The organism is Brevundimonas sp. UBA2503, from assembly GCF_002341485.1.
Classification (GTDB): Bacteria; Pseudomonadota; Alphaproteobacteria; order Caulobacterales; family Caulobacteraceae; genus Brevundimonas; species Brevundimonas halotolerans.
This window is the reverse complement of record NZ_DDOD01000022.1, coordinates 50,991-67,864: the sequence shown is the minus strand read 5'-3', so window position 1 is coordinate 67,864 and position 16,874 is coordinate 50,991. Positions and strand designations below refer to the sequence as shown.

Below are 16,874 nucleotides of genomic sequence, written 5' to 3'. Positions count from 1 at the left end.
AACCCCGCTCCATCCGCTCCCGTAGCAGCAAGGTCGCAGGCCTTACGAGCCCTCCGTGCCACGGGACGTGAGGAGTGTGGCACACCGCTGGACCAAGCCGGGAAGAACGGTGCGGAAAACGGTGGGGGCGTTGAAAGGGCGGGGGAATTCGGGGGCAGGTTTTATATCCGGGACGTTTGACCCAGCAGTCCTTCTCCCACGAGGGGAGAAGGACAGCCCGCGTCGCGACGAGGCGTGCTGCGCGTCACAGTAAAAATCAGAGTAAACGGCAAATAACCATTACTCTCGACGGCTCCTTAACTGCCCTCCGCTAGTTTGACCCTGCAACTCGGGGGGCCAAGCGGGCGACCGTCTCCCCCACCAAGCCCGCAAAGAACCGACCAAGAGGATACCATGACCAAGTTCATCTCGCGCTTTGCCCAGGACGAATCCGGCGCCACGGCCATCGAGTACGGCCTGATCGCCGCCCTGATCGCCGTCGTCATCATCTCGGCCGTGACCGCCCTCGGCACGACCATCAAGACCAAGTTCAACGAAGTCGTCACCGGCATGGGTGGCACCGCCGGCGCCTAATCGCCGACGCGTCTTGAAAACCGATCGGGGGCCGGAGCGGCGACGCTTCGGCCCCTTGTCGTTGGCGCGGAGGGCCGTCAGGGAAACCCCGTTTTAACGCGTCGCGTGCAAGGGTTCCGGCCATGGACACACTGACCCTGATGCTTCTGGCCGCCCTGCCCGCCCTGGTGATCATCGCCGGGCTCAAGGACCTGACGTCGATGACCATCCCCAACTGGATCTCGCTGATCCTGATCGGGGCGTTCTTTCCGACGGCGCTGGCGGTCGGACTGCCACTATCAACCGTGGCTGCCCATGTGGGCGTCGCGATACTGGCCCTGTTTGCCGGGGCCGGCATGTTTGCCTTGCGCTGGATCGGTGGTGGTGACGCCAAGCTGATGGCGGCCTCGTGCCTGTGGCTGGGGGTAGCGGGGTCCGGCTATTTCCTGCTGTGGACGGGCATCGCGGGCGGGGTGTTCTGTCTGGCGCTGATCTTTGCCCGGTTTCACGCCCGACCGTTCCTGTTCGGCGCGCCCGGCTGGGTGTCGCAGCTGATGGAACCCAAGGGCGATATTCCGTATGGCGTCGCCATCGCCGTGGGCGCGCTTCTGGCCTATCCCGCCAGCACCCTGGTCGAGCGGTTCGCCGCCGGCTTCTGAACCGGGAAGCACTTGTGAATCCGGGCTTAGGGGAGCGTTAACTCGCGGGCTTCATGGTCGTTAACGGTCAGGTTGCCCGAGGCATGATTCGGGTCGACCGCTTGCCGCCGGAGACCCTAGATGAAGCCCGCCCGTATCGTCGTGATCTGCGTTGCGGCCATTTCTGCCATCGGCCTGGCATTGGTGGTGCGCACGATGGGCTCGTCCTCGGGCCAGCCGACCACCCCCGCCGCCGCTGAATCCCCCGCCGGACCGACCGAGCCGATGGCCAAGGTGCTGGTCGCGGCCAAGGACCTGGAGGCAGGCAGCCGCCTGACCGCCGCGGATATGGTCTGGAAGGACTGGGCCGTCAGCGCCGTCGATGCCACCTGGGTCACCGACGGCACGGTGCCGATTCCGGCCAAGGGCCAGACGGTCGCCGTGGCGCAAAAGCCAGACGGCGCCGTAGCCCGTGTGACGCAGGCCGCCACCGAGGCCGTGACCCAGGCCTCCAAATCCGATTTTGTCGGCGCCGTCGTGCGCGAGACCATTCTGGCCGGAGAGCCGATCGTCGCGCGCAAGGTCGTGCCCGCCGGGGACAGCGGCTATATGGCCGCCTATCTGGAGCCGGGCATGCGGGCCATGGCCATCCGCGTGACGGTCGAGACCGCCGCCGGCGGGTTCATCCTGCCCGGCGACCGCGTCGATGTGCTGCTGACGCGCGAGACCAATCTGGCGAATATGGGCGCCCAGGAAGGCGACCGGCCGCGCTTTGCCTCTTCTACCGTGCTGCAGAACGTCAAGGTGCTGGCCATCGACCAGTCGACCAGCGTCTCGGACGCCGAACAGGCCGTAGTTGGCGCGACGGCCACGCTCGAGGTCCGGCCCGGCGATGCCGAGGCCCTGGCCCTGGCCAAGTCCGAGGGTGAGCTGAGCCTGGTCCTGCGCTCCTATGCCGATACCGGCGGTCCCTCCGGCCGGGTTGGCGCGGCGCCGAGCGCCGAGAGCGGCACGGTGCGCGTTTATCGCGGCGGCGAAACCGAAGTGGTGGTGGTCCCATGAGCCCGATGTTCCGACGCGGAGGCACGGCGCTAGCCGCTGCGGCCACCCTGCTGCTGGGGATGCCGTTCGCCGCCCCGCCGGTGCAGGCCCAGAGCCGCGAAGTGGTGACCATGGGCACCGGCACGCGTCTGGTCAGCCTGCCGCGCGGCACATCCATGGCGGTCGATCTGCCCAATGATGCGCGCGATGTCATTGTCTCGAACCCCACAGTCGCCGAGGCGGTTCTTCATACCCCGCGCCGCATCACCATCATCGGCCTGGCGCCTGGCGAGACCGATGCGGTGTTTCTGGACTCCGCCGGTCGCTCGATCCTGACCCTGCGGATCCGCGTCGATGCCGGGGTCAGCGCGCTTCAGGATACGCTGAGCCGGATCCTGCCGGGCACCGATGTGCGGGCCGAGGCGGTCAACGACCGGATCCTGCTGACCGGGACCGTCTCCAGCCCCGGCGAGGCCGACCGGGTCACCCAGATCGCCAGTGCCTTCGTCGACTCGCCGGAAAAGATCATCAACATGATGACCATCACCGGCTCGGATCAGGTCATGGTGCGCGCACGCGTGATCGAGGTGCAGCGCTCGGCCGTGAAACAGCTGGGGTTCGACGTCACCACCATTCTGGATACGGTCGGTGACGGCCTGCAGCTGACCAGCTCGGCGACCTTTGCCGTGGCTGGCAGCCAGCTGGGCGGCGGAAACCTGACCTATACCGACGCCAACAATGACGGCGAGGGCCTGACCGGCACGCTTCGGGCGTTCGAGCGGGCGGGACTGGTGCGGGTTCTGGCCGAACCCAATGCCACCTCGGTGTCGGGCGAGAATGCCGAATTCCTGGCGGGTGGCGAGTTTCCCGTGCCTGTCGGCCGCGACGACCGCGGCAATATCCTGATCGAATTCAAGCCCTACGGTGTGCGTCTGGCCTTCCGGCCGATCGTGCTGTCGGGCGGGCGGATTTCGTTGCAGCTGTCGACCGAGGTGTCGGAGCTGAGCACCTCGGGCGCCTTTACCCTGGGCGGCACCGCCGACAACGCCCTGGTCATCCCCGCCCTGAACGTGCGCCGCGCCTCCTCGACCGTGGAGCTGCCATCCGGCGGATCTCTGATGATCGCCGGCCTGCTGCGCGAGGACACCCGCCAGAACATCGACCAGCTGCCGCTGCTGGGCGACATCCCGGTGGCCGGCGGCCTGTTCCGGTCGCGCGACTATCTGTCGAACGAGACCGAGCTGGTGATCATCCTCGAGGCCTATATTGTCTCGCCGACCAGTCCGAACCAGTTGCAGACCCCGGCCGACGGCCTGACGGTCGCGGGCGATGCCTCGGCCCTGCTGTTCGGCCAGTTGACCCAGGCCTATGGACCGCCGCGCCAGACTGGCGACGAGGCTCCGGCCCGCTGGGTCGGCCCGGTCGGCTATGTGATCGAATGAGGCCGGACATGACCGTACGCACCCCTCGCACCCTGGCTGTCCTGACCGTTGCGGCTGCGGCGCTGGCCCTGTCGGCCTGTGGTGGCGGCGGCGCAGGCGGCGTCACGCCGCTGACGCCGATCTCGCAGTATTATATGCAGGTCGAGCCGGGTCTCGACCGGATCGCCCTCGCGGTCCACGACCGGGGCATGTCCGCCAACCAGAGCGCGGCTATCGATGCGCTGGTCCAGCGCTACTGGGCCTCCGGGACCGGGGGTGTGCTGATCCAGGCGCCGGGTGGCGGTGATACCGCAGCGGCCGACATGGCCTGGTCGGTCAAGGCGGCCCTGACCGCGCGCGGCGTGCCCGAAGAACGTATCCGCGTCGAAGGCTATGCCGCCCCCGATCCCCGGGCACCGGTGCTGGTCGGCTTCGATATCGTCCAGGCGGTGATCCCGAACTGCGCCGCGGTCAACGGGGCCGGACGACCGCGCTATACCAATGCCCCGTCGCCCGGCCTTGGCTGTTCGGTGACGGCGAACATGGCCGCCCAGATCGACGATCCGCGCGACATCGTGCGCCCGCGCGCCATGACGCCGGCGGATTCCGGCCGCGCCGCCGTGGTCTTCCAGAACTACCGCGCCGGTCAGCCGACGTCGGCACCCCAGGACGAACTGGTCAGCGGCCGCATCGCGCGGGCGGTGGAATAGGGCCCGATGAACGCCTCAGCCTTCCCCAGACCTGAAGACGCCTATGACGCGGACGTGGACGAGTCCTTCGACCTGGACATGAGCTATGCCCGGCCGGAGGGACGTGCGTCTGCCCCTGCGCCGGCTCACGAGCCGCTGCAGTTCACCGCGCCCATCGGCAGCGAGCCGACGCCCTTTCCGGCGGCAACGGTCTCTGCCGCATCCTTTGATCAGGGCGAGCCGTTCAATCCCGTCGGCGAACTGGTGGCCGGGGCGTCGGCTGCGCTGGCGCCGATCGAGGCGGGCCTGCCCGAGGTCGCCTCCAGTCCCGGCTATGGCCAGCAGGACACCTCCGGAGTCTCTATCCCGCGCATCGCCATCCACGTCTTCGCCGAGCGTCAGGATACGCTGGCGGCGGCGGACCGGGCCGGCAAGGACCGGCGCATGGCGCGCGCCACCACCCACATCCGCGTGGGCGGCATTCCGGCGGCCATCGAGACCTATGCCAACGAGCCGACGCCGCCGCTGATCATTGTCGAATGCCTCAAGGACCCGCATTCCCTGCTGGCCGAGATCGATGCCTTGGCCGAGGTCTGCGACGCGGGCACCAAGGTGGTCGTGATCGGGGCCACCAACGACATCCTGCTGTTCCGCGAGCTGATGCGGCGCGGCGTCAGTGAATATCTGGTCGCACCGCTGCAGCCGCTGCAGCTGATCGCGGCCATCGGCGGCCTGTTTTCCGATCCGGCCCAGCCGTTTGTCGGTCGGTCGATTGCCTTTGTCGGTGCGCGCGGCGGTACCGGATCCAGTTCGGTCGCGCACAACACTGCCTATGCGATGAGCGAGCGGATCGGCGCCAATACGGTCATCGTCGACTATGATCTGCCGTTCGGCACGGCGGGTCTGGACTTCAATCAGGACCCCCTGAACGGGGTGGCCGATGCGCTGAGCCAGCCGGATCGTCTGGACGCCACCCTGCTGGACCGGATGATGGTCCGCTGCACCGACAAGCTGAGCCTGTTTGCGGCCCCGGCGACGCTGGAAGCCGACTGGGACATCTCGGTCGAGGCGTTCGAGGAGGTCACCAGCCGCATCCGGGCAACGGCGCCCTTTGTGGTGCTGGACCTGCCGCACATCTGGAGCGGCTGGATGCGCCGCAGCCTGATCTCGGCCGATGAGGTCGTGGTGGTGGCGACGCCGGATCTGGCGTCGCTGCGCAATGCCAAGAACATGATCGATCTGGTCCGTCAGGGCAGGCCCAATGATGCGCCGCCTCGGCTGGTGCTGAACCAGGTCGGCGTGCCGGGACGGCCCGAGATCCCGGCCAAGGATTTCGGCGCGGCTCTGGGGGTTCATCCCAGCCTGATCATTCCGTTCGAGCCCAAGGTGTTCGGCACGGCCGCGAACAACGGCCAGATGGTGCTGGACCTGAACGACAAGTCGAAGTCGGCGGCCGCCTTCCAGACCCTGGCCCAGATCGTGTCCTGCCGTGAGATGCCTGCCGTGGCCGGACCCAAGGCCAAGGGCAAGTCGATGTTCGGCAACCTGTTCAGGAAGGGCTGACGGGACCCGTGTTTGGCAAGCGCACACAGTCGACGGCCCCGGGAGGCGCGGCCCCGCGTCCGGCCCCCGCCGCGCCGGCCCCGGCTGAGGCGCGCGAGCCCAAACCCGGCATCCAGACCGAGGCCTTTGCCTTTGGCTTTGACGAGGCCGAGGCGGCGCCCGGGGTCCAGACCGCCGAGGCCCATGCGACACGGCCGCCGTCCGAACATGCGGACCGGCTGGACGCGCTGGCTGCCCGGCCTGAGGCGCGTCCGCAGGCCAAGGCCCCGCCGGCCCCCGACCCCTCGCGCGCCAAGGGGCCCGGCCCCCGCGCCACCCCCGCCTTCGAGCAGATGAAGAAGGTCCAGACGGTCACCGAGATCGTCCGGGAGCAGTCCGACTATTATCACGCGACCAAGACGACCATCTTCAACGCGTTGATGAACACCATCGACCTGTCCCAGCTGGCGCAGCTGGACCAGAAGGCGGCGTCCGAGGAAATCCGCGACATCGTCGCCGAGCTGGTGGCGATCAAGAACGTCTCCATGTCGGTGGCCGAGCAGGAGCATCTGGTCCAGGACATCGTCAATGATGTGCTGGGCTATGGCCCGCTTGAACCGTTGCTGGCCCGCGACGACATCGCCGACATCATGGTCAACGGTGCCGGCCGGGTGTTCATCGAGGTCAATGGCAAGGTCCAGCTGACCAATGTCCGCTTCCGCGACAACACCCAGCTGATGAACATCTGTCAGCGGATCGTGTCGCAGGTCGGCCGCCGCGTGGATGAAAGCTCTCCGATCTGCGACGCGCGCCTGCCCGACGGGTCGCGCGTCAACGTCATCGCCCCGCCGCTGGCCATCGACGGCGCGACCCTGACGATCCGGAAGTTCAAGAAAGACAAGCTGACGATGAAGAATCTGGTGGAGTATGCCTCCATCAGTCCCGAGGGCGCCCGGGTGCTGGGCGTGATCGGTGCGTCGCGCTGTAATCTCGTGATCTCGGGCGGCACGGGCTCCGGCAAGACGACCCTGCTGAATACGCTGACAGCCTTCATCGACCCGACCGAGCGGGTCATCACCTGCGAGGACGCGGCCGAACTGCAGCTGCAGCAGCCGCACGTCGTGCGGCTTGAGACCCGGCCCCCGAACCTTGAGGGACAGGGCCAGATCACCATGCGCGATCTGGTCAAAAACTGTCTGCGGATGCGTCCCGAGCGGATCATCGTCGGTGAGGTGCGCGGTCCGGAAGCCTTTGACCTGCTGCAGGCCATGAACACCGGCCACGACGGCTCCATGGGCACACTGCACGCCAACAGCCCGCGCGAAGCCATCAGCCGGATGGAGTCCATGATCACCATGGGCGGCTATGGCCTGCCGTCCAAGACCATCCGAGAGATGATCGTCGGCTCGGTCGATGTCATCATCCAGGCCGCCCGTCTGCGCGACGGTTCGCGCCGCATCACCCACATCACCGAGGTGGTCGGGCTGGAAGGCGATGTGATCGTCACCCAGGATCTGTTCGTCTATGAGATCACGGGCGAGGACGAGAACGGCAAGATCATCGGCCGCCACCGCTCGACCGGGATCGCCCGCCCGCGCTTCTGGGACCGTGCGCGATACTATGGCCTTGAGCGCGAGTTGGCCGAAGCCCTCGACGCGGCGGAGTAGCGCCGATGCTGGCCCTCCTTGCTGCAGTCCTCGCCTTCATCACCATCGGCTCGGTCGGCTGGGTGCTGGTCGGCGGTGACGATTCCAGCGCCCAGGCCGTCAAGCGCGCCCAGACCTTCGGCGGCCCCAAGGTTGACAATGGCCGGCTGAAAAAGACCGCCGCCGCCAACACCCCCGAGGCGCGCCGCAAGCAGATCGTCGACCAGCTGCAGGAGGCCGATCGAGCCGACCGCAAGGCGCGCATGTCGCTGAAGGCGCGCATCCGCCATGCAGGGCTGAGCCTGAATGTCCGCACCTTCTGGATCATCAGCGGCGGGCTGGGCGTCACCGCCCTGCTGATGGCGCTGATGTTCGGGTTGAACATCCTGCTGGGTCTGGGTCTGGCGCTGGTGTTCGGCCTTGGTCTGCCGCGCTGGGTGCTGTCGTTCCTGGCCAAGGGGCGGATGAAGAAATTCTCCAGCCAGTTCGCGGATGCCGTCGACGTCATCGTGCGCGGCATCAAGTCGGGCCTGCCGGTGCACGACTGTTTCAAGATCATCGGCCGCGAAAGCCCGTCTCCGCTCGGACCCGAATTCCAGAAGCTGGTCGAGGGTCTGGGCGTCGGCCTGACGCTGTCGGAGGCGCTGAACAAGATGTACGAGCGCATGCCGACGCCCGAGCTGAAATTCTTCTCGATCGTCATGGCCATCCAGCAGAAGACCGGCGGCAATCTGGCCGAGGCCCTGACCAATCTGTCGACCGTGCTGCGCGCCCGGCGGATGATGGGCGAGAAGATCAAGGCCCTGTCGTCCGAGGCCACGGCCTCGGCCGGGATCATCGGCTCGCTGCCGCCGGCGGTGATGATCCTCGTGACGCTGACGACCCCGGCCTACATGATGATCCTGTTCACCGACCCGCGCGGCCAGTTCATGCTTCTGGTCGCCGTGGCGATGATGTCCCTGGGCATCTTCGTCATGAAGAAGATGATTTCGTTCAAGTTCTGATGGGCCCCGCTTCAATGGACATGCTGGCATGATCCAGTTCCTGACCAATCCCCAGAACCTGCTCAGCCTGGGCGTGGCGGTGGCGGTGTTCGCCACGGTCTTCACCCTGCTGTCGTCGATGGGGGGCGGGGTCGGGCTGGACAAGCGGATGAAGGCGGTCGCGGCCCGGCGTGAGGAGCTGAAGCGCCGCTCGCGTCAGGCCATGGCGACCCAGGGCGGCACCCTTCGCCAGTCGGACGAAGGGTTCAAGAAACGGGTCGTCGACCGGCTGAACCTGACCAAGCTGCTGGAAGATCCCAAGGTCGCCGAAAAGATGACCCAGGCGGGCTATCGCGGGCCACGACCGCTGACGACCTTCTACTTCTTCCGCTTCTCGATGCCGTTCATCTTCATGGCGGTGGTGACCTTCTACCTGTTCGTGTTCAACGACTTTGGCCTGCCGGTCATGACGCGGGTGACGGCGGTGATGGCGGCGGCGGTGGTCGGCTTCTATGCGCCGAACCTCTATCTCTCGAACCGGATTTCCAAGCGCCGCACCTCGATCATGCAGGCCTTTCCCGATGCGCTGGACCTGCTGCTGATCTGCGTCGAGGCGGGCATGTCGATCGAGGCGGCAGTGCAAAAGGTCAGCCAGGAGATCGGCGCGTCCTCCATCGATCTGGCCGAGGAACTGACCCTGTTGTCGGCCGAGCTCAGCTATCTGCCCGACCGGCGTCTGGCCTATGAGGGGCTGGCCAAGCGCACCAACCATCCGGGTATCCGGTCGGTCGCCACGGCCATGACCCAGGCCGAGACCTATGGCACGCCGCTGGGCACCGCGCTCAGGACCATGGCCAAGGAAAACCGCGACCTGCGCCTGTCGGCGGCCGAAAAGAAGGCCGCAGCCCTGCCGGCCAAGCTGACGGTGCCGATGATCCTGTTCTTCCTGCCGGTACTGTTCATCGTCATCCTGACCCCGGCGATCATCAACATCCAGGACACGATGGCCAAGGGCGGCTGAGGCTCAGCCCTCGGCGACGACCTTCAGCCGGTCACAGATATCGCCCAGCGCGTCGCGGATCACGCCCCGTTGCTTGTCCATGAACAGCTCTGCGCGCAGGCCCTGGAACATCATGCCCGTGGCCAGGATGCAGGACTCCTTGTCCAACTCCTCGATCTCGAAATAGCGCACGGTCGAGAACAGCCAGCCGCGCTTTTCCACCCAAACCAGCTGGGCCAGCGGCTGCCACTCATTGATGCGACCGTCGACCGGACGGCTGGCCATGCCCGGCCAGGTTTCGGTCATGCGGATCGGCGCGCCAAAGGCCAGCTGACCCTCGACCTCGGTCTCATACCGGTTCCAGCGGCTCCAGCCGGGAAAGTCGATCAGAACGTCCCACAGGCGGTCGGGGGTCGCCTGAATGCCCACTCGTTTTTCAATGCGTGTGTCCATGGGCGGGGATGTGCCATGAGACGCCGCGTCTGACCATACTGTCTGGCAGGGGGACTAGCGATTGCCTTCGGGGCCGGGCTGGGAGGCGGGGGCCGTATCGGGGCCCGGCGTCTCGTCGCGGTCGGGCAGGTCCTCCGGGCCGATGCGCAGCACAGGGCTGAGGAAACAGCCGATCAGGGCCAGAAGGCCGAGGATCACATTGAAGACGAACGGCGCGGGCTCCATCAGCTCATACAGGCCGACGCCGATGATGGGCGGTGCGAGGAAGCTGATCCCGGCCAGCGACATCATCAGGCCGGCGACCGCGCCCTGTTCATGCGGCCCGACCGACAGCGACGACCCGGCGGTAAAGCCCGGCCGGGCAAAGCCGACGCCCATCGACACCACGGCATAGCCCACGACCACCCCGAAGAAGCCGGGCGAGGCGATGCTCATGGCATTGCCGACCAGCGCCAGTCCCGCGCCCCAGCGCATCAGGTCGCGCGGTTGCATCTTCAGCATGGGGATCAGGCCCCATTGAACCATCAGGGTGGCGGCGGCCCCTGCCAGCATGGCCACGCCGATGAAGGGCTGGGCCTGCGACGGGGCCAGTCCCTCGACCGCCAGCTCATCGATGACGTGAAAGCCGAGGACCGAGATGTTGATCGCCTGCACCGCCATCAGGGCGAGGCCGTAAAGCAGATAATCCTTGATCCGGGGGTCGCGCCAAAGGCCGCGCCCGGGGTCGCGCAACCGGTCGGTCGGCTGACGCACGACATCGCCGCTGGGCAGGTAGCGCCACACGGCCCACAGCACGACCGCGCCCATGGCGGCAAAGGCATACAGGGGCCCCGCCAGCCCCACGAGCGGCAGGACGAAGAAGGGCGCCAGCGCCGGGCCGACGACGGTCCCCAGCCCCTGGGCCGAGGCCAGCCAGCTCATCGCCTGAGTCCGTTCGGCCGGGCTGGTGCGGTCGGCGACATAGGCCTGCGACGCGATGGGCGCGGCCGATCCGAACAGGCCATAGACGGTGCGCGCCACGACCATCAGGGAGAAGGCGACGACCGCCAACAGCCAGCCCTCGAGCCCGGCGGTGGCGGCCAAGCCGAACCCGCTCATCGACAGGATGAAGCCGCCGAGGCCGATCAGGATGACGCGCTTGCGTCCCAGCCGGTCGGACAGCCGCGCCCAGACCGGCGAGGTCAGGGTCCACATCAGGGCCGAGATGGCAAAGGCTCCGGCGACCAGGGTGTCGGACAGCTCGAACGCCCGGCCCAGCGCCGGCAGCACCGACTGCAGCGCCATATTGCCCGCCGCCGCGATCAGGCTGACCGCGAACAAAAGCATGAAGGTGGGGCTCTTGAGGTTCACACCCCTTCGTTAGGCCCGGGGGCGGCCCCGTGGCCAGTGTCAGGACACGGTGGTCGGATCAATTCGTGTGGCGTCGGGTTTCCGGCGGCGCCCGTCGTGCAGGCCCAGACTGTCGCGGATCTCGGTCAGGTCGGTGCCCGGCTGGATAACCAGCAGCTTTTCCGGTGCGCGGGCATTGGCGGCCACCACCGCGCCCTTGGGACACAGATCGAAACAGCCGGTCTCGACCACGGCGACGGTCGCCTTCAGCCCCTTGCCGGGTTTCAGCCAGCGTTTCAGCGCCTTTCTGAGGCTGCGGTCCTGATCCGGGCCGAAGCCCTTGCGTTTCAGCTTCTTGGTGCATTTGCGGCACACCAGAACCACGTCCTGCCAGTCGGTTTTCGCAGTCTTGATAGCCATGGGACTCCAGATTGGACGGGGCCCGCGCTTGTGCAAGGCGGCACAAGGGCACAGCATGAGGGGGACACAGCATGGTCGGCAGGCAGGGAGGCTTGTGATGATCGAATACCTCAAACGCGTGACAGTCCTGATGGGGCTCACTGCGTCGTTGGCGCTGGCCGGGACGGCCCCCGCGAACGCGCAGTCCATCGAGTCGGCACAGGTCGAGGCGGCGGTCGAGGCCGTCATGCCGGATGTCATCCTGTGGCGACGGGACTTTCACCAGAACCCCGAGCTGGGCTTTGCCGAGCATCGCACGGCCGAAGTGATCGCCGAGCACCTGCGCGGACTTGGGCTGGAGGTCCGGGTCGGGGTCGGCAAGACCGGGGTGGTCGCCATTCTGCGGGGCGGACGACCGGGCCGGACCGTGGCGCTTCGGGCCGATATGGATGCCCTGCCCGTCGAGGAGGCGACGGGGCTGCCGTTCGCCTCGACCGCGACCGGCACCTATCAGGGGCGCACCGTGCCGGTGGCCCATGCCTGTGGCCACGATGCCCACATCGCCATGCTGATGGGTGCCGCCGAGGTGCTGGCCGGCATGCGCGACCAGATTTCCGGCACCATCGTCTTCATCTTCCAGCCCGCGGAGGAAGGGGCCCCTCCGGGCGAGCCGATGGGCGGGGCCGCGCTGATGATCGCCGAGGGGGTGCTGGACGATCCCCGGCCCGAGGCGATCTTTGGCCTGCACGTCGTGCCGGGCCTGCCGGGCACCATCTTCTACCGGCCGGAGGGCTTCATGGCGGCCTCGGACCGGGTCGACATCGTCCTGACCGGGCGCCAGACGCACGGCGCCTGGCCGTGGAAGGGCATTGATGTGATCTCGGTCGCCGCCCAGGTGGTGCAGACGGTCAACACGCTGACCGCCCGCACGGTCGATCCGACGGCGACGCCGACGGTCTTCACCATCGCCACGATCGAGGCGGGGGTGCGCTACAACATCATTCCGGACGAGGCGCGGCTGAGCGGTACGCTGCGCACCTTCGACATCGCCCAGCGCGATGATCTGGTGGCGCGGGCCGAGGCGGCCATCGGCCATGTGGCCGAAGCCTATGGCGCGACGGCGGAATTCTCGGTCAAGCAGAATGCGGCGCTGGTCTACAACGACCCGGCGCTGTCGGCCTGGCTGGCCCCGGTTCTGGAAGAGGCGGCGGGCGAGGGGCGGGTCAATCCGGCCGTGCCGCCGACCACGGTGGCGGAGGATTTCAGCTATTATCAGGCGGAAATTCCGGGGGTTTTCTGGCATCTGGGCGCCAGCGCCGAGGGGGTCGATCCGGCCACGTCAGCGCCCAACCATTCGCCCTTGTTCGACGTCAATGAGGATGTGCTGATCGTGGGGGTCCGGGCCCACGTCTTTACCGCCCTGAGGTTCCTCGAACAGTAGGGATCTCAGGCGGTTCGGGCGAACCAGGTGCGGATCACGGCGGCGTAGATTTCGGTCAGGGACTCCAGCTGGGCGACCGGCACCTGCTCGTCGATCTGATGCATGGTCTGGCCGACCAGACCCAGCTCCAGCACCGGGCAAAGGGCGCGGATGAAACGGGCGTCGGAGGTGCCGCCGGTGGTCGAGCTTTCGGGCTTGAGACCCTCGACACCCTCTACCGCTTCCTCGACCGCCTCTACCAATGGACCGCGATCCGTGAGGAAGGCGTCGCCCGAGCACAGATGCTCCAGCGAAATGGCCAGCCCGGTCTCGGCTGAGACCGCGGCCGCCTGCGCGTCCAGCCATTTCGACAGGGCCTCGCCCGTGTGGGTCGGGTTGAAACGGATGTTCAGCCGGGCGGTCGCCTCGGCCGGAGTGACGTTGGACGCCGGATTGCCCACGTCGACCGTGGTGATCTCGAGATTCGAGGGCGGAAACTCCGGATAGCCATCGTCCAGATGGGCCTCGGCCAGACGGTTCAGCAGGCGCACCAGAACCGGCACCGGATTGGCGGCCCGGTCGGGATAGGCGACGTGGCCCTGACGGCCCCTGACCGTGATCCAGCTGTTCAGCGAGCCGCGCCGGCCGACCTTGATCATGTCGCCGAGGCGCTGCGACGAGGAGGGCTCGCCGACCACGCAGGCGTCGATCCGCTCGCCCTCGGTCCTCAGTTGCTCGACCACGCGCTTGGTGCCGTGCAGGGCCGGACCTTCCTCGTCGCCTGTGATCAGGAAGGACAGGGAGCCGGGAACGCCATCCTCGGCCAGCACGCGCGAGACGGCGGCGACCCAGCAAGCGATGCCGCCCTTCATATCGACCGCGCCGCGCCCGTACAGCACGCCGTCCCGGACCTCGGCGGCGAAGGGATCGTGCGACCAGGCGGCGACCGTGCCGGTCGGCACGACGTCGGTGTGGCCGGCAAAGCAGAGGTTCGGGCCGTCGGTCCCCAGACGGGCATAGAGGTTCGGCGTGCCCTCGAACGGCAGGTCGCGGCAGGTGAAGCCCAGCCCCTCCAGCGCGGCCTTCAGAGTCGCCATGGCCCCCGCATCGACGGGGGTAACGGACGGGCTGCGGATCAGGTCGCGGGTCAGGGCAACGGGATCGATCAGGCGGGCTGGTGCGTGCATGGTTCCATGCTTTAGGAGGTGTCAGGACCTGCGAGAAGACCCCATGCCCCGTATCGATCTGAACACAGCGCCGCGGGCCGACGGCACCACCTATCCCGAGGACCACGCCGGACCGTGCAAGGCGCGCCGGAAGCTGAAGCTGGGCGATGCCGTGGGTCTGGACCAGTTCGGGGTGAACCATCTGACCCTGCCGCCCGGCGCCTGGTCCAGCCAGCGTCACTGGCATGAAGGCGAGGACGAGTTCGTCTGGGTGCTGTCGGGCGAGGTGGTGCTGGTCGAGGATGAGGGCGAGACCATGCTGCGCGCCGGCGACTGCGCCGGGTTCAAGGCGGGGGTCAAAAACGGCCACAAGCTGGAAAACCGCAGCGACGCCGACGCCGTCCTGCTCGAGGTCGGCACCCGCAAGCCGGGCGGCGACCACGGCGAATATCCCGACATCGACATGACCTTCCGCTCGGGCGTCTTCTCGCACCGCGACGGCACGCCCTACCCCAAGTCCGACCGCCGCACGTGAGCGACGACAGACCCAACGCCTCTCCCTTAAGTGAAGGTCCGACCAGCCCCTGGTCGGTGCCCGACTTCCGCTGGCTGTGGATCGGGCGGCTGGCGGCAGTGCTGGGCATCCAGATCCAGTCCTCCGCCCTGTTGTGGCAGGTCTATGAGATCGCCCGGCGCGACCATCCGATCGAACAGGCCAGCCTGTATCTGGGGCTGGTGGGCCTCGCGCAATTCCTGCCGCTGCTGGCCCTGACCCTGCCCGCCGGGGCCATGGCCGACCGGCGCGACCGCAAGATGACGGTCATCCTGTCGGTTTTGGTCGAGGGCAGTTGCGCGGGGGCCTTCCTCGCGCTGGCGATCCGGGGCGATCCGCCGCTGTGGGGGCTGCTGGCCATCGCTGCCGTGTTCGGCGCCGCCCGCGCCTTTCTGGCGCCCGCGACCCAGGCCTTCCTGCCCATGGTGGTCGGCCGGCGAGCGCTGGCCCCCGCCATCGCGGCCCAGTCGATCGCCTTTCAGACCGGTGCCATTGCCGGCCCGGCGCTAGGCGGGCTGATCGTCGGCCTGTCGGTGCCGCTGGCCTATGGCGTGTCGGCGGTGATGTTCGCGGTGGCGGTGACCTCGCTGCTGCTGATCCGCACCTCGGGCCGCCCGCCGGTCATCCAGACCGGGTTGACGCGGCTGCAGGCCGTGACCGAGGGCCTGCGCTATGTGTGGAAGACCAAGATTGTGCTGGGCGCCATTTCGCTGGATCTGGTGGTCGTCATGTTCGCGGGCGTGGCCCTGCTGACGCCGGTGTTCGCGCGCGACATCCTGCATGTGGGGGCGCTGGGCTTTGGCCTGCTGCGCGCCTCCTTCGGGGTCGGGGCGCTGGCGATGGCGGTCTATCTCAGCCGGTTTCCGATCACCCGCAACGGCGGCACCTGGATGCTAGCGGCGGTCGCTGTCTTCGGCATCTGCACCCTGACCTTCGGCCTGTCGCGGATGGCCTGGCTGTCGGCGCTGGTGCTGTTGATCGGCGGCGCCGCAGACATGATCAGCGTCAATATCCGCCAGACCCTGATCCAGCTGGCCACGCCCGATCACATGCGCGGCCGGGTCAGCTCGGTCTCCATGCTGTTCATCGGGGCGTCGAACGAACTGGGCGAGGCCTATTCCGGCGTGATGGTGCGGCTGCTGGGGCCCGTAGGCGCGGCGGTCTTCGGCGGGTTCGGCGCGCTGGCCTCGACGGGCATCTGGGCGAAGATGTTCCCGGACCTCAGGAAGGCGGACCGGCTGGAGTGAGGGGTCTCGCTCGCGCCGCCTATGCGGAGGGGCACGGGGCGGCGGGATGGTGCGCGGGCACACGGGTGGCAGGCCGGGTCAGGGCCAGTTCCGCCTGAATGAAGACGAACGCGAGAATGGCAACGGCTTCGGCCATCTCTTCAAACAGCTCGTGCTGCAGAAGCGCACCGGCCGATACCAGAAGGGCGATGCGGAAGACTGAGGTCCGGTCCAGCGGCGCCTGACGCAGCAGCGGTGCCAGCCATGGCGGCCGCAGGCTCAGCAGGCCCGCCGCGACAACCATGCCCCAGCCGACTACCGCATAGGCAATGTCATACAGCCGGGGCGAGACGAAGTTGTGCAGATTGGTTTCGGCCTGAAGGTTCGCGGTGGCGAAGGCCCCGGTCGCGGACCACTGGAAGATGTGCTGACCCCAGCTGGCTTCCTCGCCAAAGGCCAGAACCCCGAACAGGGCGACGCCTGACCAGAATGCGGTCCGGATCAACCCGCGGGAGACGACAGCTTCGCGTACCGCCAGCACGCCGATCAGGATCAGCCCGACGGCGGTGACGGTTTCCACCACGCCGCCATCATAGGTTTCAGCCCCGAACAGCCAGGGGGCCGCAAGGCCTTCACGCCACAGATAGAGGGTGATCGGCACCAGCACGCCCCAGGTGACGATGAGCACGCCCAGACCGATCCGCGACAGCAGGGTCTGGTCGGAGCGATCCCCTCGCTTGCGGACCATCCACCCGTGGAGGAAGACGCCCAACCCGCAGAGCCCGGCCAGCCCCGTGCTTACTGTCATCCACGACA

General features: G+C 67.6%; 17 protein-coding genes. 12 read left to right on the top strand and 5 right to left on the bottom strand.

From position 1 onward, the window contains the following. Window positions 1-393: 393 nt before the first annotated feature. The 9 genes from B4K74_RS10660 (at window position 394) to B4K74_RS10620 (ending at window position 9,533) form a co-directional block, all read left to right on the top strand. A complete protein-coding gene (locus B4K74_RS10660) occupies window positions 394-573 on the top strand; it encodes a Flp family type IVb pilin (RefSeq protein WP_123288022.1) in 180 nt (59 codons plus the stop codon). 122 nt (window positions 574-695) lie between these two features. Beyond that, entirely contained in the window at window positions 696-1,211 is a 516-nt protein-coding gene (locus B4K74_RS10655; protein ID WP_123288023.1) for an A24 family peptidase, read from the top strand. Window positions 1,212-1,331: 120 nt separating this feature from the next. Further along, entirely contained in the window at window positions 1,332-2,252 is a 921-nt protein-coding gene (cpaB, locus tag B4K74_RS10650) for a Flp pilus assembly protein CpaB (RefSeq protein WP_286692909.1), read from the top strand. 5 nt (window positions 2,253-2,257) lie between these two features. Then, a complete protein-coding gene (locus B4K74_RS10645; RefSeq protein ID WP_286692908.1) occupies window positions 2,258-3,673 on the top strand; it encodes a type II and III secretion system protein family protein in 1,416 nt (471 codons plus the stop codon). A gap of 8 nt (window positions 3,674-3,681) precedes the next feature. Continuing rightward, window positions 3,682-4,362 (top strand): CpaD family pilus assembly protein, encoded by a 681-nt coding sequence (locus tag B4K74_RS10640; protein WP_286692907.1) that lies wholly within the window; start codon window positions 3,682-3,684, stop codon window positions 4,360-4,362. Between the two features lie 6 nt (window positions 4,363-4,368). Next, a complete protein-coding gene (locus B4K74_RS10635) occupies window positions 4,369-5,904 on the top strand; it encodes a cellulose synthase operon protein YhjQ/BcsQ (protein WP_286692906.1) in 1,536 nt (511 codons plus the stop codon). Window positions 5,905-5,912: 8 nt separating this feature from the next. Then, window positions 5,913-7,550, top strand: a complete 1,638-nt coding sequence (locus tag B4K74_RS10630) for a CpaF family protein (protein WP_286692905.1) — start codon at window positions 5,913-5,915, stop codon at window positions 7,548-7,550. A 5-nt stretch (window positions 7,551-7,555) separates the two neighbouring features. After that, the gene (locus B4K74_RS10625; RefSeq protein ID WP_123288029.1) at window positions 7,556-8,533 is read left to right on the top strand and encodes a type II secretion system F family protein; all 978 of its coding nucleotides are present in this window, start codon (window positions 7,556-7,558) and stop codon (window positions 8,531-8,533) included. A 28-nt stretch (window positions 8,534-8,561) separates the two neighbouring features. Next, window positions 8,562-9,533 (top strand): type II secretion system F family protein, encoded by a 972-nt coding sequence (locus B4K74_RS10620; protein WP_286692904.1) that lies wholly within the window; start codon window positions 8,562-8,564, stop codon window positions 9,531-9,533. Between the two features lie 3 nt (window positions 9,534-9,536). Here the strand turns inward: B4K74_RS10620 and B4K74_RS10615 are convergent, their stop codons facing one another. Genes B4K74_RS10615 through B4K74_RS10605 form a run of 3 tightly spaced genes read right to left on the bottom strand, consistent with a single transcriptional unit; the run spans window position 9,537 to window position 11,714 of the window. Further along, the gene (locus B4K74_RS10615) at window positions 9,537-9,965 is read right to left on the bottom strand and encodes an SRPBCC domain-containing protein (protein ID WP_286692903.1); all 429 of its coding nucleotides are present in this window, start codon (window positions 9,963-9,965) and stop codon (window positions 9,537-9,539) included. A 54-nt stretch (window positions 9,966-10,019) separates the two neighbouring features. Continuing rightward, complete coding sequence (locus B4K74_RS10610; protein WP_339784596.1) at window positions 10,020-11,315, bottom strand: MFS transporter; 1,296 nt, start codon at window positions 11,313-11,315, stop codon at window positions 10,020-10,022. A 39-nt stretch (window positions 11,316-11,354) separates the two neighbouring features. Beyond that, window positions 11,355-11,714, bottom strand: coding sequence for a hypothetical protein (locus B4K74_RS10605; RefSeq protein WP_286692901.1), 360 nt, complete (start codon window positions 11,712-11,714; stop codon window positions 11,355-11,357). 97 nt (window positions 11,715-11,811) lie between these two features. Here B4K74_RS10605 and B4K74_RS10600 point away from each other — a divergent pair, with 97 nt between their 5' ends. Continuing rightward, entirely contained in the window at window positions 11,812-13,134 is a 1,323-nt protein-coding gene (locus B4K74_RS10600; RefSeq protein WP_286692900.1) for an amidohydrolase, read from the top strand. Between the two features lie 5 nt (window positions 13,135-13,139). Here the strand turns inward: B4K74_RS10600 and dapE are convergent, their stop codons facing one another. Next, window positions 13,140-14,300 carry a succinyl-diaminopimelate desuccinylase gene (dapE, locus tag B4K74_RS10595; protein WP_286692899.1) on the bottom strand — a complete coding sequence of 387 codons (1,161 nt, stop codon included), beginning with the start codon at window positions 14,298-14,300 and terminating at the stop codon, window positions 13,140-13,142. 43 nt (window positions 14,301-14,343) lie between these two features. Here dapE and B4K74_RS10590 point away from each other — a divergent pair, with 43 nt between their 5' ends. Both B4K74_RS10590 and B4K74_RS10585 read left to right on the top strand, forming a co-directional pair. Next, entirely contained in the window at window positions 14,344-14,814 is a 471-nt protein-coding gene (locus B4K74_RS10590; RefSeq protein ID WP_286692898.1) for a cupin domain-containing protein, read from the top strand. Next, complete coding sequence (locus B4K74_RS10585; protein ID WP_286692897.1) at window positions 14,811-16,079, top strand: MFS transporter; 1,269 nt, start codon at window positions 14,811-14,813, stop codon at window positions 16,077-16,079. Before B4K74_RS10590 ends, B4K74_RS10585 begins: the two co-directional genes overlap by 4 nt. A gap of 19 nt (window positions 16,080-16,098) precedes the next feature. On the opposite strand, the gene B4K74_RS10580 is transcribed toward B4K74_RS10585, so the two are convergent. Further along, window positions 16,099-16,866 carry a hypothetical protein gene (locus tag B4K74_RS10580; protein ID WP_286692896.1) on the bottom strand — a complete coding sequence of 256 codons (768 nt, stop codon included), beginning with the start codon at window positions 16,864-16,866 and terminating at the stop codon, window positions 16,099-16,101. Between the last annotated feature and the right edge of the window lie 8 nt (window positions 16,867-16,874).